This is a genomic window from Mucilaginibacter aureus (assembly GCF_053514885.1).
On the sequence record NZ_CP170601.1, the window covers coordinates 3,318,276 to 3,343,469 of the forward strand.

Here is a 25,194-nt window from a genome sequence, read left to right on the forward strand (position 1 = left end):
TTTAGTTCTTCTTTATCCGGTATTCGTAATTTGCCAGCCCGTTTATAGTTTTATTGATCACTAAACTGTCGCCTTCATAATGATAAGCATATTCTCCGTTTAAAATCAAATTACCATCAAAATTGGCGGTCCAATAATTAATATCGCGAAAAGTGATTTTACTGTCGCTGTCAACGCTGTAATTGCCCGAACCACCGGCCGGGTAATGATTGGTACCGCTGCTTGAGTTATAGTTTTGGCCGTTAAACGTTAACGTTACTGCCGACCGTGTAGGCAGATAAACTACACCCTGGGTCCAGTAAATAAACCGCCCCGAATAAGTACCATTGGATATCGCAGGTGTGTTTGCAGATTTTTTACAGGCAACGGTTAATAACAATATTGCAGTAAATACTATAAGACAAGCGGTTTTCAATTTGGTAATTAAGCTCTGCATCAGTTTTTGTTAGCCTATACGCAAAGTAGGTAACCTACGCTACAATATATTGAATTTTTTTTGGGCAGGTTTAGCGATTGAGCCTTTTTAACCGATACTGATAGGTTGACGATCCGTCCTGCAGGGTTTGTGTTAAGATGAGGCTATCCGTTTTAAATGCTATTGTAAATTGCCCGCTTAGCAAACTGATCACCGGCAAAGGCTGTAACTGAGTATTGGTGTTGGTCAGTGCCAATACAGTGCCACCGGTCTGCAACTGGTAAGTTCCGGTAAAAGGCATCGGATCGGTATAGGGCAACTGCTCGACAGGCACATTGTTTGCACTGTACTTACCGCCAATAAAGCTGATATTAACGGGCAGCACAGTGCTGCCACCCTGTACCGACGTAGAGATCATCCTGCCGTTATAAACACCCTCTGAAAATGACATGACAGTATCGGTATTGTTTTTTTTGCATGCCGTAAAAGTTACGGTTACAATACCCAAACAACATAATAGGTTTTTAATAGATTTGGCTAACATGGTTATCGTGTTTTATAAGCCATTACGTGTGGCGGCACGGTAAATGCTACAGTACCATCAAACTTTTTTTGCTTCTTCCCAAAAGATATCCATTTCGGCAAGTGTCATATCACGCAGTTGTTTGCCGCTTTGCTGGGCCTTGCTTTCGAGGTGTTGAAAGCGTTTAATGAATTTTTTATTGGTTTTTTCGAGCGCGTTTTCAGGGTTAATATCAATAAAACGAGCATAGTTGATGAGCGAGAACAGCAGGTCGCCAAACTCGCCTTCGGCTTTTTCGTGGTCTATCTTTTCAGTTCCGGCGGCATTAAACTCATCCCTGAATTCGCGCATCTCTTCTTCCACCTTATCCCAAACCTGGCTTTTTTCTTCCCAGTCAAAACCCACACCGCGTGCCTTCTCCTGTATGCGCGATGCCTTCACCAGTGCCGGCAATGATCCCGGCACACCGGCCAAAACCGATTTGTTGCCTTCTTTAAGTTTGAGTTGCTCCCAGTTGCGTTTAACGTCCTCCTCGTTTTTAACTTCAACATCGCTGTAAATATGCGGGTGGCGGTGTATCAGCTTTTCGCAGATGCCGTTCAGTACATCGGTAATGTTAAAATCGCCGGTTTCGCTGCCTATCTTAGCATAAAATACCAGGTGCAGCATAATATCACCCAGTTCTTTTTTGATCTCTGGCATATCGCCCTCTAATATCGAGTCCGATAGTTCGTAGGTTTCCTCAATGGTCAAATGGCGCAGGCTTTCCATGGTTTGTTTCATATCCCATGGGCAATTGGCGCGCAAATCGTTCATAATGGCAACAAGCCGCTCAAAGGCGGTTCCGGGTGTTTGTGCTGATGCAGGAGGTATTAATGGCATGGCTAATGTTTGCCGTAAAAATACTATTTATGCGGGCAGTAATAAAGGCGGTAAGTATCAATTTGAGATATTATATTTGAGACTGTAAATCCGGAAACGTTTAAGAATAGAACAAGCGATATGCCAAGCTATCAAGAATTATCAACCGCGATCGAAATGCATTCCGTTGATGGAATAAAACGGTACTTTGAACAAGGCGGAAGCCCTAATGATATAGGTAGCAGTATGCCCGCATTTACTTTGATGGTGGAGATGTATACCCGCACGCCAAAGTTTCACGATTGTGTAAAGGCATTTATTGAATATGGGTTGAACTTTGACGACGCACCCCTGCTTGCTGTATTAACTGATGATGCCGATAAATTAGAGAAATTATTGAAAGATGAGCAGGCTTTAGTATCAGAAACCCGTTCAGTTTTTAACAACACTTATACCTCCTTAAAAGGTGGAACCTTGCTGCACTTTTGTGCCGAGTACAACAGTATAGCCTGCGCCAAAGTGCTGGTAAAGTACGGCGCCGATGTAAATGCCAGGTCTGGTTTGGACGAATATGGTTTTGGCGGCCATACCCCGATCTTTCATACCGTGAATCAAAACGGCAATAACTCTGCAGGTATGCTCCATTTCCTGTTGGAAAATGGAGCTGATTTAAATATCACCGTTAAAGGATTGATATGGGGTAAAGGCTACGAGTGGGAAACATTTATCCCTGCGATAAACCCTATAAGTTATGCCATGATGGGATCATTGCCGCAAATGCATCGCCAGGAAAAAACTGTAGCCGAAACAGTATCGTTATTGATGAAGCACGCGTACGGAATTGATTATAAACCAACAAACGTTCCCAATGCCTATTTAAAGTGACTTCGTCGCCCGCAGCATTTCCCTTTTCCCGGCCGCGCCTGGTACTTTTTCTATTGTACAGCCTAATGACTTAACCATGCGTTTCAAATTACCGGTAATGGCGTAAGTAACAAATACACCGCCAGGTTTTAAAAAGCTGGTGGTATGGCTAATGGCTTCTTCGTTCCACATTTCGGGCTGGTTTGCCGATGCAAAGGCATCAAAATAGATCACATCAAACAACTGTTGCGATGTAAAGCTAAGCAGCGGGAGTGGAGCTGTATGGAGCTTAACGTTAGCATTTAACTGAACCGACCGGGATAACGATAACGGGTATTGCTGCGTAAAAGCCTGCCATAATTCAGCCGATACATAAGCGTCATATCCGGTTTGACTGATCATATCCTCACTAAGCGGATAAGCCTCAATGCCCGCATAATCAAGCCCGATGTTTTGCCCGGTGCACCAATCCGCGCTAAGCAAAAAATTTAAACCTGTACCAAAGCCAACTTCCAATATCGAAACTGAATTACCCGGATTATGTGAAAGGAAATACTTTAACCCTGCATTCAAAAACACATGCTCGCTTTCCTGCAGGGCGCCATTCCGCGAATGATAGTTTTCGCCAACCTGCGGGTTATAGATGGTTTTAGAACCATCTGCGGTTTCTACTATTGTAAGTTCATAGTTCATGGTTGATAGTTCATGGGATCATGTTAAATAGGTATCGGCTATGAACCATGATCTATTAACTATAGGCTTTAATCGCTTCCCCCAGATCATAAACCGGAACATCTTTCACGGCTGTTGCAATAATACTGCTGGCTGCCGCCGATCTTGTCCCGCCGGCGCAGTGCACCATGATCGGTTTGTCTGTTGGCAGTTCGTTAAGCCGTTCGCGTAATTCGGGTAGCGGGATATTCAGCGCGTTGGTAAAAACAGGTTTATCGGCAACCTCGTTATAGTTGCGTACATCAACTATCTGGTAATCTTCGGTATGCCCAACAAAATGATCCAGGTCGCCCTGAGCCGATTGCGCATCCCCGCCAGCCGGGTTTATTAAAACTGCCTTTACTTGTAATTCATAGCCTATTTTGGCCGTTTTATTTAGGATGGTTGCAGCGTTGTGCTTATTTTCGGCAACCAGGTAAAATGGTTCGCCTGGGTTCACTATTGCTCCCAGCCAGGTTTCAAATTTACCGCCATCCTGTATGTTAAGCGCGTTTTTTAAGTGCCCGCTCACGTATTGCACTTTGGGGCGCGTATCAATTACCAGTACCCCCGCATCGGGTTGGGTATGCTCTAACACAGGTATTTTATCCAGGCTTTCGGCCAGCGATGGCGCGCCTTTTTTGTTCAGGTCAACATCAAAGCCAAAATAGCGGGGCACAAACGGTTGGTCTTCGGTTAGGGTTTTTACAAACTGCAGCTCGCTCATTAATTGCAGGGCGTAGTTGTTGCGCAGTTCGTTGCCAATGGTACTCTGTAATTCCGGACTTAAATTTTTGCCGCAAAGCGAGCCGGGCCCATGCGCCGGGTATACCACCACATCTTCGGGCAGCTTCATCAACTTATCGCGGGTGCTGTGGTACATCTGTTTGGCCAGCTCTTCTTTTTGAGCGGTTATATTGCCCGCGCTTTCGCGCAGGTCGGGGCGGCCAACATCGCCAACAAATAAGGTATCGCCGGTAAAAACGGCTTTTTGTACGTTAAATTCATCCTCTACGATCACACAGATCGAGTCGGGTGAGTGGCCCGGCGTGTTCATTGCTTTCAGCGTCAGGTCGCCCAGTTCAATACTGTCGCCATCATCAAAACCGCAATGCGGGTAATCGGCGTCAACCAGTTTACTTACGTAGATGCTGGCCCCCGTTTGCCGGTGTATCTCCAGGTGCGAACTAATAAAATCAGCATGCGGGTGTGTTTCAATAACGGCTATGATCTGTACGCCATGCTCGGTGGCCAGGTCATAATAAGGCTGCGGGTCGCGCGCCGGGTCAACAATTGCCATTTTTCCCTGGCTGATAATGCCATACGAAGCATGTGCCAGTCCTTTATCGTAAAATTGATGAATGATCATGAAGCCGCAAAGATAAGTTTTCTGATTTCGGATTTCGAATTTTCAATTTCGAATTTTACCTCCCAATTTCAGTGTCTCAAACACATGGGTATTTATGGGTGTTTTTATTAGTTATTGAATCATCGATTGTTGATTTTTCCCTAAGATAATACAATCAATTATTCAATAACTCAATCCTTCAATCATTGAAATCAGGGGGGATAAAGTAAGAAATATTCGCAGCTATGTTAATAAATCAGCCCGATCAAAACTTCGCGTTTAATAGTAAAAATACATAAAAAAACGCATAAAATCAAGCTTCTTGCTACTTCACCCTGTGATAATAAAAATCCTGCTTAACATATTTGCCTTTGTATTGGCCGTCAATCCAGGCATGCAGCGAGTCGGGTTTCACTAAATGGTAAATCACCCTTTGCGGGAAATCGTGCTGCGGGTTGCTGAATATAAACTCGTTATTTACCGAACTGATCAGTTTAAAAGGCACAGCCTTGCCGCCGTTCTCATCTTTTACTGTCGGGATATAATAAATACCGTCCGGCTTTTTGATCAATTGCACTTTTTCCAACCAGGTAGTATCCTTGCCTTTAATTGAGTAACCTGTACTTTGCAGTTCATCTGCACTAACCTTTTTCCAGCTTTCGCCGAAAATGCCTTTTTTAGTTTGCATTTCCCATCTCCCGCTAAGCGGATACAATACCTTAATGCCCGGCGATTGCGCGTATGCAACGCAGCAGATAGACAGAGCGGCTAATAGGGTATACTTTTTCATGATGAGGTTGGGTTGGTTAAATAAATATAAGCAAAAGGTACTCACAAGCTATAGCAAAGTATAGGTCAATCCCACCAAATGCTGTAATTTTTACCACTGCTTTGATGTGGGATATTGTTCGGCTTCTCATTATACATCAGCCCTTCGTATACTTCGGATGGTTTTAAAACTTTAAACAGCTTTTTTATGGCGCTTAAAGTATAGTCCCCGTTAATAAATACCATATCGGTATAAAACCAATCGTTGTCTTCAGTGTCTGCTATTCTTATTAAAAGCGTATTTGTTTTGTCAGCGTTTTTAATGTCGGTTAAAATGTCTCTGAATTTTTGTAATGATGGCGGGTTAGGATAGATATTAGCCCCTATTGATCCATCATCAGTATTACCATCAAAAAAATCTTCTACACTAACAAATACTTCTTTGCCTGGATAACCCGCTTTTTTGATCCCGGCAAGCAAGCGTGATCGTTTATCTTTCTTTTTAAAACCAATCAGCATCAAAAAATCGGCAAGTTTCATTTTTTAGTATTTGAGGGTAAATTACAAAATTGAAACAAAAAGCCCTCTGCAAATTGCAAAGGGCTTTAAAATAACTCAATAACCTAATAAGTCAGTAACCAAAGAGTTACCAGATCTTGATCCTGTCTGCAGGTGCTTTGTACATTTTGTCGCCAGGTTTTACATCAAATGCAGTATACCACGCATCAATGTTTACCACGGTGCCATCAGTACGGTATTTACCGGGCGAGTGCGGGTCGGTCATTAACTGTTGTGCCAGTGCCTCCGGACGCATAGCGCCACGCCATACCTGCGCGAACGACAGGAAGAAGCGCTGATCGCCGGTAAAGCCATCAATTTTAGCGTTACCCTGGCCTTGTTTGGTTTTTTTGTAAGCTTCGTAAGCCACGTTAATACCGCCTAAGTCGGCAAGGTTTTCGCCTAAGGTTAACTTACCTTTAATGTGCATGGTATCAACCGGTATAAAACCGTTAAATTCTTCAACTACTTTATTGGCACGTGAGGTAAAGTTAGCCGCATCATCCTTGGTCCACCAGTCGCGCAGGGTACCGTCGCCATCATACTGGCGGCCCTGATCGTCAAAACCGTGGGTCATTTCGTGGCCGATAACCACGCCGATACCGCCATAGTTTACGGCATCATCAGCACCAAAATCAAAGAAAGGGAAACGCAATATACCAGCCGGGAAAACAATTTCGTTAGCTACCGGGCTGTAGTAAGCATTAACGGTAGGCGGGGTCATTCCCCAACGGGTTTTATCAACCGGTTTGCCTAACTGGCTTACGTTGTAGTTATATCTCCATATCGAAATACGTTTCAGGTTTCCGTAATAATCGCCACGGTCAATTACTATACCGTTATAGTCCTGCCATTTATCAGGGTAACCAATTTTTACCGTAAAGGCGGCTAATTTTTTAAGCGCACGGGCTTTAGTTTCGTCGCTCATCCAGTCAACACGCTTAATGCGGTCGCCTAAAGTAATTTTAAGGTTATTTACCAGGTTAACCATGTATGCTTTAGCAGCCGGAGTAAAGTATTTTTCAACGTAAAGCTGTCCCAATAATTCGCCTAACGAACCATCAACCAGGCCCGATATCCTTTCAATACGTGCAGTTTGTACTTTTTGGCCGGTTAACACACTGCCATAAGCAAAGCTTGCTTTTACAAAATCAGAACTTAAATAATTGGCCGAGCCTTTTAAGATCTGCCATTTCAGGTAAACTTTCCAGTCGGCAACCGGTACCGATGTTAACAGGCCATCAGCAGCTTTAAAAAATGCAGGCTGGGCTACAATAACGGTATCCTGTCCCGGCATTTTTAATTTTGGCAATATCACTGTCCAGTTAAGGTTAGGCGTGGTTTTGCTAAAATCGGCTAAGGCAAACTTGTTATAGCTGGCGTTAGGGTCGCGCATTTCAATGCGGCTTTTTTGAAAGCCTGCAATAGTTTTTTCAAGGTTGTAAATAGTGTTTGCGTTTTTCTCAGCTTCATCAGCCGACGATCCTGTTAAGGTAAACAGCGTAGTAATATACTTTTTATAAGCGGCCTGTATTTTAGCGTTACGCGGATTATCTAATAAATAATAATCACGGTCGGGAAGGGTAGTGCCGCCTTGCCTGAACGATACAATATTTACGTTAGGATGCTTTGAATCCTGGCCAACACCAACGCCAAATAAAGCGCTGCCATCACCGGTCAGGCGTTCGGTGATCATCTCATCCAACACCTGTTGTTGTGTGCTTACTTTGTCAATACGTTGTAGGTCGCCTTTAATAGGGTTGTAGCCTTGTTTTTCTATAGCTACAGTATCCATACCACTGGCAAACATATCGCCAACACGTTGTTTCAAGCTGCCTTTAGGCTGTGCGCCCGATGCGCTAACTTCTTTTAAAAGGCTGATGAGGTTTTGATTATTCTCATCGCGCAGCATAATAAAACTACCCCAGCTGGTTTTATCGGCAGGTATGGTGTTCTTTTTTATCCATGCGCCGTTGGCGTATTCAAAAAAATCGTCGCCCGGTTTTACCGACAGGTCCATATTGGCCGGATCGATATACTTTTTATCAGGCGGCGGTGGGTTTTTACCTTTGTCGCCGCCAGTGGCAAACACATTAACCGACAGGCAAACGGCGCCTGTAAGCACTAAACTTGCTAACTTTATTTTCATATTTTTAATTAAAAGAGAATTTGAAAGTACAAATCTTTTGGTTTTTAAATTACCTGTTTACCTGTTAAACCATTTAACAATGGACGAGGGCCTTAGCCTGTAAACTACTGTGCCGGGTAATTTAAACAATTGCAGAATCTTCATTTGCCAAATGTTATTTCAGTTTTATAAACTAACGCTTGATATAAATATTGCAGCAGTCGCAATTATAATAATTTTGAATTGAAAATTAAATAGTCCGTGTTTTATTATTATTGATAGCTTATTACCATAGGTTATAGGATTGGCTTATAGTTCACGGATCATAGTTGATAGCAGTAAAAGGTAATGATAACAGCCATGATCTATGAACCATCAACTATGAACTCTCCCCCCAAAACGCTACTTTTGCAAAATTATGAGTATTTCTAAAACGTATCAGCCCAAACAGGCAGAAGATAAGTGGTATAGCTATTGGTTACAGCATGGTTTTTTTAAATCGGTGCCCGATGAGCGGGAACCGTATACCATTGTCATCCCGCCACCAAACGTAACCGGCGTTTTGCACATGGGCCACATGCTCAATAATACTATACAGGATGTGCTGATACGCCGCGCCCGCATGAAAGGCAAAAATGCCTGCTGGGTACCCGGCACCGACCATGCCTCCATCGCTACCGAAGCCAAAGTAGTGGCTTTGTTAAAAGAGCAGGGCATCAATAAAAAAGACCTTACCCGCGAACAGTTTTTAAGCCATGCCTGGGATTGGAAAGAAAAATATGGCGGCATCATCCTCGAACAATTAAAAAAATTAGGCGCAAGCTGCGATTGGGATCGTACCCGTTTCACCATGGATGCCGACCTGAGCGAAGCCGTTATCGATACCTTTATCCACCTGTACAAAAAAGGCCAGATATACCGCGGCGTACGCATGGTGAACTGGGATCCGCAAGGCAAAACCGCTGTTAGCGACGAAGAGGTTATCCGTAAAGAAGTTAATCAGAAGCTTTATTATATTAAATATGCGGTGGTTGATGAGGCTAAAGGCGAAAGGCAAAAGGAAGAACCTTTAACCTTTAACCGTTCATCCCTTTACCTCACCATAGCAACTACCCGTCCCGAAACCATTATGGCGGATGCAGCCATCTGTATCAACCCTAACGATGAGCGGTACACCCATCTGCATGGTAAAAAAGTATTTATTCCATTAATTAACCGCGAAATACCGGTGATACTGGATGAGTACGTGAGCATGGATTTCGGCACAGGCTGTTTAAAGGTTACCCCTGCGCATGATCTGAATGACTATGAACTGGGCCAGAAACATAACCTGCCCGTTATTGATATTTTAAACGACGACGGTACGCTGAACGATAAGGCGCAGATATTGGTTGGCGAGGACCGCTTTGCCGCCCGTAAAAAAATTGCCGTTTTATTGGAAGAAGCCGGCGCGCTTGAAAAAGTTGAAGACTATAAATCGCAGGTAGGTTTTTCTGAGCGTACCAATGCCGCCATCGAACCAAAACTATCTATGCAGTGGTTCTGCAAAATGGACGAAATGGCCAAACCTGCTTTGGACTATGTTTTAAAAGGTGATATCAAGCTTATCCCCGAAAAATTTGTAAACACCTACCGCCACTGGATGGAAAACGTGCGCGACTGGTGCATTAGCCGCCAGTTATGGTGGGGGCAGCAAATCCCGGCCTGGTATTTACCAAACGGCCAATATGTAGTTGCCAAAACAGCCGAAGAAGCGCTTGCTGAAGCAAAAAAACTCACACCCGACAACTCACAACTCACAACTGCCAACCTGACTCAGGATGAAGATGTATTAGATACCTGGTTCTCATCATGGCTCTGGCCGATATCGGTTTTTGATGGCTTTAAAGATCCGAATAACCAGGATATTAATTATTACTACCCAACCAACGACCTGGTTACCGCTCCCGAAATTCTATTCTTCTGGGTAGCGCGTATGATCATGGCCGGGCACGAGTTTCGCGGTGAAGTACCGTTTAAAAACGTTTACTTAACAGGTATCGTTCGCGATAAGCTGGGGCGTAAAATGTCAAAATCGTTGGGCAACTCGCCCGATCCGCTCGATCTGATAGAGAAATACGGTGCCGATGGCGTGCGCGTAGGTATGCTGCTGTCATCACCTGCGGGTAACGACCTGATGTTCGACGAAAGTCATTGCGAGCAGGGTCGTAACTTCGGTAATAAAATATGGAACGCCTTTAAACTGATCAAAGGCTGGGAGATCGACGAAAGTCTCACTAATCCTAACCTGGCAGCTATACAATGGTTCGATAGCCGTTTTAATCAGGCTTTAGCCGAAATTGAAGAACATTTTAGCCAATTCCGTTTGTCGGATGCACTGATGACGACCTATAAACTGGTATGGGACGATTTTTGCGCCTGGTATCTCGAAATGATTAAGCCGGCTTACAACCCCGATGCCGAAAAACAGGCCATCGATAAAGAAACCTATACGGCTACCGTTCATTTTTTCGAAAACATCTTAAAGGTATTACATCCTTTTACACCTTTCATTAGTGAAGAGCTTTGGCACGATGAAGTATTCGGCGACCGCAGCACTATGGATTGCTGCATTGTTGCGCAATTGCCCAATATTGGGGAAATGGATACTCAGTTGTTAACTGGAATAGAAGCAATCAAGCAACTGATAACCGAAGTTCGTAATGTGCGTAATGCCAAACAGATCTCACCAAAAGAGAAGCTGTCTTTAAGCATCAAAGTAAATTCGGGTACCGATTATAATGCCTATCTGGCCATTATTACCAAACTGGGTAATATTGAAACGATAGATTTTACTGATAGCAAAATTGAAGGCGCGGCCGGCTTTATGGTGGGCACCGATGAGTTTTTTATCCCATTACAGAACAATATCGATATTGATGCTGAGCGAGAGCGTTTAAATGCCGAGCTTGTATACCTCGAAGGTTTCTTAAAATCGGTTAACGCCAAATTGCAAAACGAGCGTTTTATGGCCAATGCCAAACCCGAGATAATTGCCGTAGAACAAAAAAAGAAAGCCGATGCCGATACCAAGATCAGCATCATACAAGAGAGCTTAAAAGCCTTAGGTAATTAATGGCAAACTAATTGTTATATAATTTAAGAAAGTTGATCTTCAACATGCGCTATGCATGTTGAAGGTTAACTATTTATATTAATTTATATATCTTTATAGTTCCTTAATTATTCTATTGATTTAATGAGCAAGCGGCGCATAAGTTTTTTTAACTTATCAATTAAAAATATAATTTCTGAAGATGATTCGATCCTCGATCAGGCGCGTATTCGTTTAATCTATTACGGCTTAATACTTTCCTTTGTAGGCATTTTGGCAATTTTGCCTAATGTATTTAACCTGCACGAATCAATACAGTTCAGCATGTCGCTTATCATGCTCCTTGTATTCTTCATTCTTTTCAAGTATTTTACTTATATACCCGATTGGGTAACCGTATCACACGCCCTGTTAGCCACAGGTACAGGCGTGGTCTTTTTTTCTGTTTATATTTTGTTTCAAAATGTCAATATCATTGTTATTCAATTGGTATTGCTCATTATTCTTTTCGGGTATTACATGCTCGATGTTAAATGGGGAACGTTCTACTCGCTGGCTAATTTATTGCCTATCCTGGCATTTTTAATTTATGATGATGCCAACCATATACTCACCAAATTAAAACCCGAAACAATTGACGGTTACACCATGATCGTTTGCGTGTTTTTTAATTTTATCATCATTATGTTTTTACAGGGGCATTTTTATGGCGCCTTTGTTAAAAATATAAAGCAGCTTAAAGAATTTGCCGACTCGGAAAAGCGCCTAAACGAAAAGCTCGAAAAAGCGATGGTCAGGTCCGAAAAATCATCCGAGGCCCAGTCCGATTTCCTTTCTACCATGTCGCACGAGATCCGTACGCCGCTTAACGCGGTAATTGGTATGAGCAATTTGCTGATGATGGAAAGTCCGCGTCCCGATCAAAAGGAAAATCTCGAAATCTTACGCTTTTCGGCAGGTAACCTGCTTACGCTGATCAATGATGTGCTTGATTTTAACAAGATCGAATCGGGTAAAATTGCTTTCGAAAACATCAAGTTTAACCTCAACGAACTGATGCAGAATATCTGTGGCGGGCAAATGCTTAAGGCGCAGGAAAAGGGCCTGGGTTTTAACCTGCATGTTGATGGCTTTTTAAAAACCCGTTATATGATAGGCGACCCCACCCGCTTATCGCAGATCATTTTTAACCTGATCAGCAACGCCATTAAATTCACCAAAAAAGGCGGTGTGAAAGTGAGCATTACCTGTGTGCAAGACAGGCACAACGAGGCTACCATCCGGTTTTCTATAAAAGATTCGGGTATCGGTATTGCCGATGATAAGATAGCTGCCATTTTTGAACCTTTTACACAGGAGTCCATCACCACTACGCGCCAGTTTGGCGGCACCGGTTTGGGCCTGGCTATTGTAAAGCGTTTATTGGAACTGCAAAACGTAAACATCAATTTAACCAGCGAAATAGGTGTCGGTTCTGAGTTTTATTTTATTATGGACTTCCCGGTATCAACCGATAGTATGGTGGTCGAAGAGCCGCTGCGGCATATTACCCCGGCCGAGCGTGGCGATTACCCTATCGGCAATATGCAGGTATTGATTGCCGAAGATAACCCGGTTAACGTGATGCTGATGAAAAAGCTCTTCAGCAAGTGGAACATTACCCCGGTTATTGCCGAAAACGGCGAGCGCGCTATCGAATTGCTGCAATACGGTAATTTCGATATCATCCTGATGGATCTGCAAATGCCGGTTCTGGATGGGTTCGAAGCATCAAAAGCGATCCGTAAAATGCCCGATCCTAAAAAAGCCACCATCCCTATCATCGCGCTTACCGCTTCAGCTTTATTTGATATCAAAGAAAAAGTGTACAACGCCGGCATGAACGACTATGTATCCAAACCGTTTAAACCAAACGAGCTGATGGATAAAATGCTCAACCTGGTTATCCCGGTAAGTTAAACAAGCCCCGCTCCGGAGGAGCCTCCTCAACTATATATAATTTTCCAGCGTCTCAATAAAGTCAAACCGCTGCTGCTCAAAATCAATTTTACAATAGTAATGCTGCAGGCCGTTAGTTACCGCCAGTAACCCTATCTGGTGTACAAAATTATAACGGGCTATCTGGTCAAACACTTTTTGCGTTATCTTAACCGATGGCGCCTTGCATTCTACCATCAATATTTTTTCGCCCTTGTTATTAAACACCACAATATCACTGCGCTGCGCACGGCCGTTTAAGCGTAAGCCGCCTTCCAGCCTGATCAAACTGCGCGGGTAACGCTTTTCGCGGATCAGGTACTGAACAAAATGCTGGCGCACCCATTCCTCGGGCGTTAACACAACCTCCTTTTTACGGATCTCATCAAACAGGAAAAGCTGTCCGTTTTCGTCGGTTATTTTAAAAGCATAAGGCGGTAAATTAAGTGGCTGTAGCATAAAGTCAAAAGTAAAAATTCAAAGGTCAAAAATACCCCATTTAAATGCGAATGTTTAAACTAAACTATCAACACATACAGCTTTTGAATTTTGAATTTTTACTTTTGACTTATCATATGACTGCTCCCGAAATTTTAAAAGATCTCCGTAACCGTAAGTACAAACCCCTGTATCTTTTGCATGGCGAAGAACCTTACTTTATTGATCTGCTGGCAAATTACATTGAGCATAACCTGCTGAGCGATGCCGAGCGTGGTTTTAACCAAACAGTAGTTTACGGTAAAGATACCGATATGATGACGGTGCTTAACGCGGCCAAACGTTACCCCATGATGAGCGATTACCAGGTGGTTTTGGTAAAAGAGGCACAGGATATGAAATGGGGCAAGGAAGACGACGACAAAAAAAGCATCGACCCGGTGCTGAGCTATCTTGAAAATCCGCTGCCCAGCACCATTCTGGTGTTTTGCTATAAATATGGCAAGTTTGATAAGCGCAAAAAATCATACAAAGCCATCGATAAGAACGGCATCGTATTCGAGTCGACTGCCCTGTACGATAATAAGGTCCCCGGCTGGATAGAAGATTTTGTGCAGGAAAAAGGTTACAAGATCAGTCCGCAGGCTTCGGCTTTGCTGGGGGAGTACCTGGGTAACGACCTGTCGAAAATAGCCAACGAGCTTGAAAAATTGATGCTCAACGTAAGCAAAGGGCAAGAGATCACACCGAAAGAGATCCAGGATAACATCGGCATCAGTAAGGAGTATAACGTTTTTGAGCTGCAAACCGCGCTGGGCAAAAAAGATGTAGTTAAAGTAAACCGCATCATTAATTACTTTGAAGCTAATCCCAAAGCCAACCCTATTGTGGTGGTGCTTGGTACCCTTAATAACTACTTTACCAAAGTTTTGCGCTACCATTACGCAACCGATAAATCGCCGCAGGGCCTGGCGCGAGAATTAGGCGTAAGCCCATTTTTTATAAAAGATTACGAGCAGGCAGCCCGCACCTTCAACTACGGCAAATCCATGCAGATCATCGGCCTGCTGCGTGAGTACGACCTCAAAAGCAAAGGCGTTGAATCAAACACCGATCACGGCGGTTTGATGAAAGAACTGATGTTTAAAATACTTCATTAAGTAGGTAAAAGGCTAAAGGCAGAAAGCTTAAAGGCTTTATAACTATGTCGGACAGGAGCGTGGGGTTCACCTTTCACCTTTCACCTTTCACCTTTCACCTTTCACCTTTCACCTTTCACCTTTCACCTTTCACCTTTCACCTCAAAACGTCCACTAATTAGTCCACCGTTTTAATGCGGTATAGACTATAATTCGCTGTAAACGTGCTTTTTGTTTACGGCATAAGTATTGAATATACTTACTCAAATAAAATTAAACCATGAAAAAGATTCTGTTTTTATTAGCAATGGTAGCGCTTACAGCGGGCGCCTTTGCACAAACCGTAGTTAAGGATAAAGCTAAGGTTAAAAAAACTACCACCGTGGGCCAAAAGTTTCACAACGTGTTTAGCAAACACAAACACTATAGTGGTACCAAAACAAAGCATGTGGTGATGAAGGAGAAGAGTGCGGTTGTAAAACCAAGCTAAATAAAAAAAGCCCCGCAAGGGGCTTTTTTTATTACCTGTTCTGCAATATCTTCACCATCATAATTTTCGCAATATTCCCTGCCCGTTGTCTGGCCTCATCAGCAACCAACCCTGTAAAAAATTCGTCTATCGTAATTTGCCACAAAAACAGCCAGCGGTTAAACTGCTGCTCGTTCAGTTCGCTTAATTTATCAATTTGCTGGTGTACCTTAACGGGATTGCCATTGTAATGGTGCGACCCCAAAAGCATGTCTTCCCAAAAATTGGCAATAATGGGTAGGTGCACGGTCAGGTCAAGGTGTGTTACCTCAGTAAAAATAAACCCGATCACGTCATCGGCGAAGGCGCGTTCGTAAAACTTGTCTAATAAAAACTCAATATCCTTACGGGATGCAATGTCGGTTGGCATAGGGGCAAATATATTACAGTTTCTCATCAGTGCCTATTTCAACCAGCAAACAATTTCCTAAATTAGCCCCCGTAAAAACATTCACTACATGCAATATTGGCTCGTAAAATCGGAACCTGAAAAATACAGCTGGGAAAAATTTAATAAAGATGGCCGTACCCATTGGGACGGTGTGCGCAACTATACTGCACGAAATAACCTGCGCGATATGCGCGAGGGCGATCTGGTGATGTTTTATCACAGCAACGAGGGTAAAGAGGTGGTTGGCATAGCCAAGGTAGTGAAAGAAAGCTACCAGGACCCTACAACCGACGATACCGCCTGGTTGGTGGTTGACCTGGCCCCGGTTGAGCCTCTTAAAAAACCGGTTACTCTTGCCCAAATAAAAGCCGAACCGAGTTTGGCGGATATACAGATAGTGAAACTTGGCAGGCTATCGGTAACGGCGCTTAAAAAAGAAGAGTTTGATAAGATAGTGGAGATGGGGAGCCCTCAAACCCCCTGAAAGGAGCTTTAAGCACCTGTTTGTAAAATTATGTTCCCCCTTTAGGGGGTTAGGGGGCAATTTCGTACCTTTGCGGCCAAATGATTGCGATTAATAACCTTACGTTCGAGATTGGTGCAAGGGCCCTTTACGATGAAGCCAACTGGCATATCAAACCCGGTGAAAAAATTGGTTTAATTGGTGCCAATGGTACCGGCAAAACCACTTTATTAAAAATTATTGTAGGCGATTACAAACCTACATCGGGTACCGTGTCTATGGCTAAAGACCTGGCCATGGGATACCTTAACCAGGATCTGCTTTCGTACTCATCCGATAAAAATATCCTGCATGTGGCCATGGAAGCTTTTGAGCGCCAAAACCAGCTGCATACCGAAATTGAGAACCTGCTTAAAAAGCTCGAAACTGACTATAGCGAAGACCTGCTCCATAAGTTAAGCGACAAACAAACCGAGTTTGAAGCTTTGGATGGTTATAACATTGAATACAAAGCCCACGAAATTTTAGCGGGTTTAGGTTTCAGCGAAGCCGATACGCACCGCAAGCTTAGCACCTTTTCGGGTGGATGGCGCATGCGGGTAATGTTGGCCAAAATATTATTGCAGGCGCCTGATATCCTGCTGCTGGATGAGCCTACCAACCACCTCGACTTACCATCTATCCAATGGCTTGAAGATTATTTGAAAGCCTTTGAAGGTGCTGTGGTTATCGTATCGCACGACAGGTGGTTTTTAGATAAAGTGATTAACCGGACTGTCGAATCCCGTAAAGGTAAATTAACGGTTTACGCAGGTAATTACTCTTTTTATTTAGAAGAGAAAGCTTTGCGCGGTGAGATACAAAAAGGCGAGTTTAAAAACCAGCAAGCTAAGATCCGCCAGGAAGAACGTTTGATCGAACGTTTTCGCGCCAAGGCATCAAAGGCAAAAATGGCGCAATCGCGTATCAAAATGCTCGATAAGCTGGAGCGTGTTGAAGATGTGGATGATGAGAACCCCGAGGTTAACTTCAGGTTCCGTTTCTCCAAACAATCGGGCAGGCACGTCATCACTTTAGAGGATATCAGCAAAAGCTATCCAAACCTCAGCATTTTAGATCATACCGAAGCGGTAATTGAAAAAGGCGATAAAATTGCCCTCATCGGTGCCAACGGTAAAGGTAAATCTACTTTGCTGCGCATTATTGCCGATGCCGATAAGGACTTTACCGGTAAAATGGTTACCGGCCATAACGTAACCGAAACCTTCTTCGCGCAGCACCAATTAGAGTCGTTGCATTTAGATAACGAGATATTACAGGAGCTGCAGGCTTTTGCACCAAAACATACCGATACCGAGCTGCGTTCCATCTTAGGTTCGTTCCTGTTCACCGGCGATGATGTGTTTAAAAAGATCAGGGTGCTTTCGGGTGGCGAAAAATCGCGCGTGGCTTTAGCTAAGGCGCTTACCGCGGATGCTAACTTTTTAATCCTTGATGAGCCCACCAACCACCTGGATATCCAATCAGTAAACATCCTCATACAGGCTTTGCAACAATTTGAAGGAACATTTATAGCGGTATCGCACGATAGGTATTTCCTTGATAATGTAGCCAACAAGATATGGTTTATCGAAGATCAAAAAATTAAAGAATACCCGGGCACCTATGCCGAGTTTGATGTGTGGTACGCCAAACGCAAACTGGAGCCTAAAACCGCCATACCTGTCCCTCAACCCAAAAAGGAAGAGAAGAAGGAGCCGGTTAAAGAGCAGTATCCGTCAGAAGATAAGTCAAAACAGTTAAAAAAACTGAATGGCGACCTGGCCCGAATGGAAGAAAAAATAGGCAACCTTGAAAAGGAAGTAAAACAACTGGAAAATAAACTGGCCGAAGACGGCGTTTATAATGACCCTGCAAAATCAAAGGAAGTTAACGCATCGTACCAGCAAAAAAAGGATGAGTTAGCCAAAACCCAGGAGGAATGGGAGGCTTTGGCCGAGCAAATAATGGAGCTGGAAGCGTAGGTTTGATGTAAGAGGGATGAGGTAAGATGGAAGATGTGATTTTTATCCTCTGTCAAGAAATAAAAATCTCTCCGCGCGTCATTGCGAGGGACGAAGCAATCCCCAATATGCAGAGCCGCTCTGTAAGTCGGGGATTGCTTCGCTACCGCTCGCAATGACGGTTTTTTTATATTTTTATGATGATGAAAAACTACTTATTCTTCCTGCTTTCCATCATTACCTTCAAAACCTTCGCCCAGCAACCTTATAACGACCATGTTTACCAGTCGTCAATCAAAACCATCCAGTTTTATAATAAAAACAAAGAGCAGTCATTCCCGGTATTTGCTTTAGGCTCAAGCGAGCAATTGCTGTTAACTTTTGATGATCTGCGCGCTAACAGCCGTAACTTCACCTACACCATTGAGCATTGTGATGCCGATTGGAACTCGTCGCGCCTGTCGCCAACCGAGTACCTGCAAAGCTTCACCGAAGATCGTATCAACGATTACCGCTACTCAACCAATACCCTCCAAAAGTATGTGCATTACGAGCTAACGCTGCCAAACTTTAGCATCGTACCCAAAATATCAGGCAACTATATTCTGAAAGTTTTTGAGGATGGCGACCAGTCCAAAGAGGTATTTACCCGCCGCTTTTACGTGGTTGATGGCAAAGTATCCATCGGTGCCGAGGTTATTGCATCATACAATAACACACTGCGGCAAACCAATCAAAAGATCAACCTGCAGGTAAATTATGGTAATCTATCGGTACAAAATCCATTAAATGATATCCGGGCACTGGTGCTTCAAAATGGGCGTACTGATAAAGCCCAGGTAAATACCCGCCCGTTTAATGTACGCGGTAACCAGTTGCTGTATACCGATATGACGAGCAATGATTTTACCGGCGGTAACGAGTTCAGGCATTTTGATCTGCGCTCGCTGCGCTTAAACTCCGAAAGGGTAGGCAAGATCTATCGCGACACCGCCAATACCGTAGTATTATTAGGCGATCCAAATCGCGATGCGGCTTCTTATTCGTTTCAGTACGATAACGATGGCAGTTTTTTTGTGCTGAACCAGGATGGCCGCGACCCGCGTATCGATGCCGATTACGTGCACATTTATTTTAGCCTTGCCGGGAACAGGTCGCAGGCAGATGGTGCAGCTTACATTGTAGGTAAGTTTAATAACTACAAGCTGGATGCACAAAGCCGTATGGATTACGATAATACCAAAAGTCGCTTTTATACGGATCAGTATTTAAAACAAGGCGTTTATGATTACCAATACATCTGGGTTCCCAAGTCTACCGGCATACCCGATGATACCACGTTCGAAGGTTCGTACTTTGAAACCGAAAACGATTACCAGATCTTAATTTACTACCGCCGCACCGGCGCCCGCTGGGACGAGCTGGTAGGGTATAGGTTGTTGAACACGACGAACAGGAGATAGTGGTTTTTAGGTAAGATGTAAGATGTGCTATTCTTGATGTGAGATCCCAAAAAAGTTGAAACATCAAAAATCGATACCTTTAAGTCAAACATTTACCGTTACTGCAAGTTATTTAAAGGTATCGTGCTGGTCCATAATCAACTACGTAGCTATCTGGTAATTAACATCAACATAATGGGTAAGCACAAACGCTTAATATTCATCTGCCTGACAGGCGCTGCCATTACCATAGGCAGTTGCAAAACTTATTTCGAAACTACTACAGCAACCTATACAGCAGCTGCTTCACCCGCTGCTTTTGAACGGGGTAAAAACCTGGTTGCCAATATTTGCAGCGACTGCCACTACGATAAGCGGACGGATAAATTTATCGGTAGGCGGATACATGATATCCCGGGTTTTATGGGCAAGGTATACTCGGCAAATCTCACCAACTCTAAAACCAATGGCATCCCACCAAGGTATACAGATGCGCAGTTGAGGTATTTGTTAAAAACAGGTATTACTAAAGACGGGCACTTTTTACCTTATATGCTGCACCCCAATATGGCCGAGGATGACATTAACGCCATTATTGTGTATTTACGATCGGGAGACGCGCCGGTGGCTGCAGCTGATACTACCATAGGTTTAACAAATTTAAACTTTATGGGTAAAACTATAATGAACGCTACCGCGAAGCCCCTGCCTTATAAAGCCAATGTAAAACTACCCGCTGCTAATGATGGGGTTGCCAATGGCCGTTACCTGGTTGATAACATCGGCTGTTTCCATTGCCATTCAAAAAGCCTCACTAATCTTGATTATTTAGATATTGAACAAACAAAAGGTTTTATGACGGGCGGACAGAAGTTTAAAACGCCGAACGGCCTCACGGTATATGCTTCAAACATAACTCCGGATAAACAAACCGGCATAGGTAACTACAGCAAAATGGATTTCCGCAAAGCGGTCAGGCAAGGCGAATCACCAGAGGGAAAACTACACCCGCCAATGCCACAGTTTCACGCTTTAAGCGATAACCAGGTTGATGATATTTATGCCTATATACAATCCCTTCCGGCTGTAGTGCATCAGGTTAAAGGGCATTGATTTTATGGTTTCCCTGGCATTGGGTCAAAAAACAAGGCTTTCAACTCGGTAGCATCATCGGCTTTCATCCGTCCGGCTAAAACCAGGCGTAGCTGGCGGCGGCGCAATGCCCCGGCATAAAATAACTTATCTTCTTCGGTTTCGGGTACCAGTTCGGGCACCTGCACGGTATTGCCATCTTTATCAAGCGCAACAAAGGTGTAGTAGGCCTCATTACTTTTATTGCGTGTACCCGATGGGATATTTTGCGCCCATACATCCAAACGCACCTCGACGGAAGTATTGAAAGCCCGGGTAACTTTTGATTCGATACTGATCACATCGCCCAATTTGACAGGGTACTGAAAAGATACATTATCCACCGAAGCTGTTACCACAATACGGTTGCAGTGTTTTTGCGCAGCAATTGCGGCAGCTATATCCATCCAGTGCAGCAACCGTCCACCCATTAAATTGTTAAGTGTATTGGTATCGTTAGGTAATACCAACTCATTCATTATCGTATGCGAATCTTTGGGTGTTTTCATAGCTGTGCTTTACGCAAATATAGTATTTAGACAAGGTATAACAGTTTACCGCGGTTAATATCCAAACATAAATTATCTTAGCGCGTATTTACCTTATGGACAAGCGCATTAAACTCACTCAGGGCGATATCACTAAACAACAGGTGGATGCCATTGTAAACGCTGCAAATAGCAGTTTGTTAGGTGGCGGCGGTGTTGATGGAGCTATTCATCGCGCGGGCGGCAAAGCTATCTTAGACGAATGCATCGCGATACGAAACAAACAGGGCGGCTGTAAAACCGGCGAAGCGGTGATCACAACCGGCGGCAACCTGCCTGCAAAATACGTTATCCATACCGTTGGCCCGGTTTGGAACAGCGGCAACAAAAAGCAGGATGAATTGCTGGCTAACTGCTATCGTAATAGTTTGAAACTTGCAGTAGATAATGATGTAAAAACTATCGCATTCCCCAACATCAGCACAGGTATCTATCGTTTCCCCAAACCCGATGCTGCCCGCATAGCTATTGCAACCGTTGATGCTTTCCTGCAGTCAAACGATAGTTTACAACAGGTGATCTTTGTTTGTTTTGATGACGAGAATTACCACCTCTACCATTCCATTTTGCAAAGCCCAACGTCTTAAAAGTGTGAGACTACTTTCTCTTTTCAAAGAACTATCTTTATGTATCAGCTTGCGAAAGCTGTAAAAATGTTCTTTGAAATATTAAAAATGTCCTCTTATCCTTTCGTAGATTTCTTCATCGTATAGCTTGCGCAGATCTTCGTGTATCTCAGGCGATAAAGGCTTCAGGTCCGACGATTCGATATTGCTGTACACCTGCCACACCTTGCTTGCGCCCGGTATCACGGTCGTTACTTCCGGGTGGTCCAGTATCCAGCGGATTGCCCATTGCGGCATCCGGCTATCGGGCAGCAGCCCTTTAATTTTATTGGCCAGGCGCACACCTTCCTTAAACTCTATTCCCGAAAAGGTTTCACCTGTATTAAAAGCTTCACCGTTCGCATTATAATTACGGTGGTCATTTACCGCAAAGGTAGTTTGCTCACTAAACTTGCCGCTCAATAAACCGCTCGCCAACGGCACGCGTACAATAATGGCCACGTCTTTTTCTTTGGCTTTGGCAAAAACCTCATCGGCCACATGCTGGCGGAAGATATTGAATATGATCTGCAGCGATGCCAAACCTTCCTGCTCCAGGCATATCAACGCTTCTTCGCTGGTTTCAACACTGGCGCCAAAGTATTTGATCAGCCCTTCCTGTTGCAGCTTACGCAGATGATCGAATATCTCACCTTTACGCATTACTTCGGTAGGTACACAATGCAACTGCTCTAAAAACAATTGCGATTGCCCCAGGTGCTTTAACGAATCCTCAACGTGGCGTTTTAAATAGTCGTAAGTATAAGCAGGGGGCCAGCCGCCGGCATCGCCTTTGCGGCCAAGCTTGGTAGCCACGTAAATAGGCTTATCAATAGTTTTTAAAAATTTCCCTATAATAGTTTCGCTTACACCCATGCCGTAAACATCAGCGGTGTCAATAAAATTTCCGCCTTCGTCAACATAAGCCTTTAAAATGCTGATCGCGTCATCCTCGTTAATATTGCCCCAATCGGCGCTGCCCAATTGCCAGGTACCCAGGCCCACTTCGGCTATCTCAACGTCCTTAAATTTTCTGTACTCCATAATATCTATCCTTTTACAGTTTCCAACCAGGCCTCGGCCATTAAGGTAACACCTGCTGCACTTGGGTGCACACCATCATTTGTCCAGTAACTGCCTGGTGCTACTTCAACTGCCTTATCAAAAATGCTTTGGTAAGGTATAAATGCAGCCTGGTAAGCCTCGGCAATTTCTTTCGCCGCCGCACGGAACTCATCAAACGCCGGGTACCATTTATCGGTAACAGCTTTCACGCCCTTTACACCAAACGGTTCACCAATAATCAGTTTTACATCTGGCAAAGCCTGTTTGGTACGGTCTATCAGTTTTTTATAATCGGTCCGGTAAGTATCAATAGTACCGGTATAACCATTGGTCAGCGTATGCCAAAAATCGTTTACGCCTACCAAAATGCTCAGTACATTAGGTTTAATGTTCAGGCAGTCTTTCTCCCACCTGTCCGCAAGCTGGTAAACTTTGTTGCCGCTTATCCCGGTGTTAAATATCTGTAAGCCTTTGGCAGGATAAGTTTTTAACAAATGACTGCCCGCTATCAGCGCATAACCGCTGCCCCAGTAAGCAACGGTATTGGCTTTAATATCGGTTTTATTACGCCCGGCATCAGTTATCGAATCCCCCTGAAACAACACGATATCGTTGTTGTTTAGAGTGATCTTTTTGCCTTTGGCAGCGGGCATGGCGGCCGCAACAATTTGCGGTATGGCTAAACTGCCTATCACGCCCACAGCTGCGGTTTGTATAAAATTACGTCTCGAATTTTTTGACTGGTTTTCCATTGGTATATTTTTCTCGAAACTAAGATATACACAAAAAACACATTGTCAAAAAAGCTAACTTCGCGGCTATGTACTCGCTTATCAAACCTATACTGTTTCAGTTCGATCCCGAAAAGGTGCACTATTTTGTAGTGCGTAATTTAAAACGCTTTAACCGTTTTCCGGGAGGGGCCGCCTTGAGTCGCAGTATATGGGCTTTTAATGACGAGCGGTTAAACAAAAAAGTATTTGGTTTAACATTTAAAAACCCGGTAGGTTTGGCCGCAGGTTTCGATAAAAATGCTGAGTTGATAACCGAAATGGCCGACCTTGGTTTTGGCTTTGTAGAAGTAGGTACCGTAACCCCTTTGCCTCAGCCGGGTAATGATAAACCGCGCATGTTTCGTTTGCCTGATGATAGCGCGCTTATTAACCGGATGGGTTTTAACAACCAGGGGGTAGATGTGGTTGCGCAGCGTATAAAGGCTTACCGCGATTCAGAAAAAGCAGATAAGGGTTTGATTATCGGTGGTAACATCGGTAAAAATAAAGTTACCCCTAACGAAAACGCTGTCGACGATTATATTAAATGCTTTGATCGTTTGCACGATGTGGTTGATTATTTTGTGGTCAACGTAAGTTCGCCCAACACACCAGGCCTGCGTGCTCTGCAAGAAAAAGAGCCTTTAAAAAATATCCTCAACACCTTACAGCAGCGTAACCTTAAAAATCCGGTTGTGCGGCCTATCTTACTCAAAATAGCTCCCGATCTCACTAACGACCAGTTGAACGATATTGTAGAGATCGTAACAGAAACAAATATAGCAGGCGTCATTGCCACCAATACTACCATCAGCCGTGAGGGTCTCACATCGGCACACAAAAGCGAAACAGGTGGCTTAAGTGGTAAACCCTTAACACAGCGCTCAACCGAAGTAATCAAATATTTGTCAGACAAATCAAAACAATCGTTCCCGATAATAGGAGTAGGCGGCATCCATTCGCCACAGGATGCTTTGGACAAGCTGGAAGCCGGCGCGGCATTGGTGCAGCTTTATACCGGTTTTATTTACGAAGGCCCGGGACTGATCAGCCGTATCAACAAAAAAATCCTGTCGGTATAGCACCAACAGGATTTTAAATTTCCTTGTAAAGAAGAATTAGCTAATTACTTTGCAGCTTCTAAAGCAGCTAAAACAGCATTGTTTTTAGCTAACTGATCTTTAGTCGATTGCCGTGAACGGCTTCCTGGTTCCAGGTTAGTAGCCAGTTTTAAATGCTGAACTTCTAAACGGCTAAATGTTTTGTTTCTTCTATCTTTTCTTTTTAAACGAGTAACACCCATGACTTTAATTTTTTTAACGTTAATACCTTGAGGTCGAGAGCGGATTCGAACCGCTGTAGGAGGTTTTGCAGACCTCAGCCTAGCCACTCGGCCACCCGACCCTAATTTGGACTGCAA

The 25,194-nt window shown here is 43.8% G+C and carries 25 protein-coding genes and 1 tRNA gene; 11 read left to right on the forward strand and 15 right to left on the reverse strand.

Annotated features, from left to right (window positions below):
• Position 1: 1 nt before the first annotated feature.
• The 3 genes from ACFGVR_RS14245 to mazG form a co-directional block, all read right to left on the reverse strand.
• Complete coding sequence (locus ACFGVR_RS14245; RefSeq protein WP_448697979.1) at positions 2 to 436, reverse strand: hypothetical protein; 435 nt, start codon at positions 434 to 436, stop codon at positions 2 to 4.
• 70 nt (positions 437 to 506) lie between these two features.
• Positions 507 to 866 carry a hypothetical protein gene (locus ACFGVR_RS14250; protein WP_448697980.1) on the reverse strand — a complete coding sequence of 120 codons (360 nt, stop codon included), beginning with the start codon at positions 864 to 866 and terminating at the stop codon, positions 507 to 509.
• 150 nt (positions 867 to 1,016) lie between these two features.
• Positions 1,017 to 1,820 (reverse strand): nucleoside triphosphate pyrophosphohydrolase, encoded by an 804-nt coding sequence (mazG, locus tag ACFGVR_RS14255; protein WP_448697981.1) that lies wholly within the window; start codon positions 1,818 to 1,820, stop codon positions 1,017 to 1,019.
• A gap of 120 nt (positions 1,821 to 1,940) precedes the next feature.
• On the opposite strand from mazG, the gene ACFGVR_RS14260 reads away from it, so the two are divergent.
• The gene (locus ACFGVR_RS14260) at positions 1,941 to 2,684 is read left to right on the forward strand and encodes an ankyrin repeat domain-containing protein (RefSeq protein WP_448697982.1); all 744 of its coding nucleotides are present in this window, start codon (positions 1,941 to 1,943) and stop codon (positions 2,682 to 2,684) included.
• On the opposite strand, the gene mnmD is transcribed toward ACFGVR_RS14260, so the two are convergent.
• From mnmD to ACFGVR_RS14285, 5 genes are all read right to left on the reverse strand, one after another.
• Complete coding sequence (gene mnmD / locus ACFGVR_RS14265) at positions 2,676 to 3,356, reverse strand: tRNA (5-methylaminomethyl-2-thiouridine)(34)-methyltransferase MnmD (protein WP_448697983.1); 681 nt, start codon at positions 3,354 to 3,356, stop codon at positions 2,676 to 2,678. The genes ACFGVR_RS14260 and mnmD overlap by 9 nt on opposite strands.
• 55 nt (positions 3,357 to 3,411) lie before the next feature.
• Positions 3,412 to 4,743, reverse strand: coding sequence for a rhodanese-like domain-containing protein (locus ACFGVR_RS14270; RefSeq protein ID WP_448697984.1), 1,332 nt, complete (start codon positions 4,741 to 4,743; stop codon positions 3,412 to 3,414).
• 304 nt (positions 4,744 to 5,047) lie between these two features.
• On the reverse strand, positions 5,048 to 5,512 hold the full coding sequence (locus ACFGVR_RS14275) for a DUF6265 family protein (RefSeq protein WP_448697985.1): 465 nt from the start codon (positions 5,510 to 5,512) through the stop codon (positions 5,048 to 5,050).
• A 65-nt stretch (positions 5,513 to 5,577) separates the two neighbouring features.
• Positions 5,578 to 6,030 carry a hypothetical protein gene (locus ACFGVR_RS14280; RefSeq protein WP_448697986.1) on the reverse strand — a complete coding sequence of 151 codons (453 nt, stop codon included), beginning with the start codon at positions 6,028 to 6,030 and terminating at the stop codon, positions 5,578 to 5,580.
• 106 nt (positions 6,031 to 6,136) lie between these two features.
• Complete coding sequence (locus ACFGVR_RS14285) at positions 6,137 to 8,197, reverse strand: M13 family metallopeptidase (RefSeq protein WP_448697987.1); 2,061 nt, start codon at positions 8,195 to 8,197, stop codon at positions 6,137 to 6,139.
• A 397-nt stretch (positions 8,198 to 8,594) separates the two neighbouring features.
• On the opposite strand from ACFGVR_RS14285, the gene ACFGVR_RS14290 reads away from it, so the two are divergent.
• Positions 8,595 to 11,291 carry a valine--tRNA ligase gene (locus tag ACFGVR_RS14290; protein ID WP_448697988.1) on the forward strand — a complete coding sequence of 899 codons (2,697 nt, stop codon included), beginning with the start codon at positions 8,595 to 8,597 and terminating at the stop codon, positions 11,289 to 11,291.
• A gap of 123 nt (positions 11,292 to 11,414) precedes the next feature.
• Positions 11,415 to 13,229, forward strand: coding sequence for an ATP-binding protein (locus tag ACFGVR_RS14295; protein WP_448697989.1), 1,815 nt, complete (start codon positions 11,415 to 11,417; stop codon positions 13,227 to 13,229).
• A 30-nt stretch (positions 13,230 to 13,259) separates the two neighbouring features.
• Here ACFGVR_RS14295 and ACFGVR_RS14300 read toward each other — a convergent pair whose 3' ends face one another.
• The gene (locus ACFGVR_RS14300) at positions 13,260 to 13,706 is read right to left on the reverse strand and encodes a type I restriction enzyme HsdR N-terminal domain-containing protein (protein ID WP_448697990.1); all 447 of its coding nucleotides are present in this window, start codon (positions 13,704 to 13,706) and stop codon (positions 13,260 to 13,262) included.
• Positions 13,707 to 13,822: 116 nt separating this feature from the next.
• Here ACFGVR_RS14300 and holA point away from each other — a divergent pair, with 116 nt between their 5' ends.
• Positions 13,823 to 14,845, forward strand: coding sequence for a DNA polymerase III subunit delta (holA, locus tag ACFGVR_RS14305; protein WP_448697991.1), 1,023 nt, complete (start codon positions 13,823 to 13,825; stop codon positions 14,843 to 14,845).
• Between the two features lie 259 nt (positions 14,846 to 15,104).
• Entirely contained in the window at positions 15,105 to 15,314 is a 210-nt protein-coding gene (locus tag ACFGVR_RS14310; protein ID WP_448697992.1) for a hypothetical protein, read from the forward strand.
• Between the two features lie 31 nt (positions 15,315 to 15,345).
• Here ACFGVR_RS14310 and ACFGVR_RS14315 read toward each other — a convergent pair whose 3' ends face one another.
• A complete protein-coding gene (locus tag ACFGVR_RS14315; protein WP_448697993.1) occupies positions 15,346 to 15,723 on the reverse strand; it encodes a group III truncated hemoglobin in 378 nt (125 codons plus the stop codon).
• 88 nt (positions 15,724 to 15,811) lie between these two features.
• Here ACFGVR_RS14315 and ACFGVR_RS14320 point away from each other — a divergent pair, with 88 nt between their 5' ends.
• The 4 genes from ACFGVR_RS14320 (at position 15,812) to ACFGVR_RS14335 (ending at position 20,765) form a co-directional block, all read left to right on the forward strand.
• Positions 15,812 to 16,228, forward strand: coding sequence for an EVE domain-containing protein (locus ACFGVR_RS14320; protein WP_448697994.1), 417 nt, complete (start codon positions 15,812 to 15,814; stop codon positions 16,226 to 16,228).
• Positions 16,229 to 16,308: 80 nt separating this feature from the next.
• Complete coding sequence (locus tag ACFGVR_RS14325; protein WP_448697995.1) at positions 16,309 to 18,231, forward strand: ABC-F family ATP-binding cassette domain-containing protein; 1,923 nt, start codon at positions 16,309 to 16,311, stop codon at positions 18,229 to 18,231.
• A gap of 176 nt (positions 18,232 to 18,407) precedes the next feature.
• Positions 18,408 to 19,673, forward strand: a complete 1,266-nt coding sequence (locus ACFGVR_RS14330) for a type IX secretion system plug protein (protein ID WP_448697996.1) — start codon at positions 18,408 to 18,410, stop codon at positions 19,671 to 19,673.
• Positions 19,674 to 19,847: 174 nt separating this feature from the next.
• A complete protein-coding gene (locus ACFGVR_RS14335; protein WP_448697997.1) occupies positions 19,848 to 20,765 on the forward strand; it encodes a c-type cytochrome in 918 nt (305 codons plus the stop codon).
• A 2-nt stretch (positions 20,766 to 20,767) separates the two neighbouring features.
• Here the strand turns inward: ACFGVR_RS14335 and ACFGVR_RS14340 are convergent, their stop codons facing one another.
• Positions 20,768 to 21,292: an acyl-CoA thioesterase gene (locus ACFGVR_RS14340; RefSeq protein ID WP_448697998.1), complete on the reverse strand. Its 525-nt coding sequence runs from the start codon at positions 21,290 to 21,292 to the stop codon at positions 20,768 to 20,770.
• A gap of 95 nt (positions 21,293 to 21,387) precedes the next feature.
• Between ACFGVR_RS14340 and ACFGVR_RS14345 the strand changes: the two genes are divergently transcribed.
• On the forward strand, positions 21,388 to 21,918 hold the full coding sequence (locus ACFGVR_RS14345) for an O-acetyl-ADP-ribose deacetylase (RefSeq protein ID WP_448697999.1): 531 nt from the start codon (positions 21,388 to 21,390) through the stop codon (positions 21,916 to 21,918).
• Positions 21,919 to 21,999: 81 nt separating this feature from the next.
• Here ACFGVR_RS14345 and ACFGVR_RS14350 read toward each other — a convergent pair whose 3' ends face one another.
• Positions 22,000 to 22,980, reverse strand: a complete 981-nt coding sequence (locus ACFGVR_RS14350) for an aldo/keto reductase (protein WP_448698000.1) — start codon at positions 22,978 to 22,980, stop codon at positions 22,000 to 22,002.
• A gap of 5 nt (positions 22,981 to 22,985) precedes the next feature.
• Positions 22,986 to 23,753 carry an SGNH/GDSL hydrolase family protein gene (locus ACFGVR_RS14355; RefSeq protein WP_448698001.1) on the reverse strand — a complete coding sequence of 256 codons (768 nt, stop codon included), beginning with the start codon at positions 23,751 to 23,753 and terminating at the stop codon, positions 22,986 to 22,988.
• Between the two features lie 68 nt (positions 23,754 to 23,821).
• Here ACFGVR_RS14355 and ACFGVR_RS14360 point away from each other — a divergent pair, with 68 nt between their 5' ends.
• Positions 23,822 to 24,856 (forward strand): quinone-dependent dihydroorotate dehydrogenase, encoded by a 1,035-nt coding sequence (locus tag ACFGVR_RS14360; protein ID WP_448698002.1) that lies wholly within the window; start codon positions 23,822 to 23,824, stop codon positions 24,854 to 24,856.
• 44 nt (positions 24,857 to 24,900) lie between these two features.
• Here ACFGVR_RS14360 and ACFGVR_RS14365 read toward each other — a convergent pair whose 3' ends face one another.
• The gene (locus ACFGVR_RS14365; RefSeq protein WP_448698003.1) at positions 24,901 to 25,077 is read right to left on the reverse strand and encodes a spore protein; all 177 of its coding nucleotides are present in this window, start codon (positions 25,075 to 25,077) and stop codon (positions 24,901 to 24,903) included.
• A gap of 30 nt (positions 25,078 to 25,107) precedes the next feature.
• Positions 25,108 to 25,178, reverse strand: a tRNA-Cys gene (locus ACFGVR_RS14370).
• Positions 25,179 to 25,194: the final 16 nt, after the last annotated feature.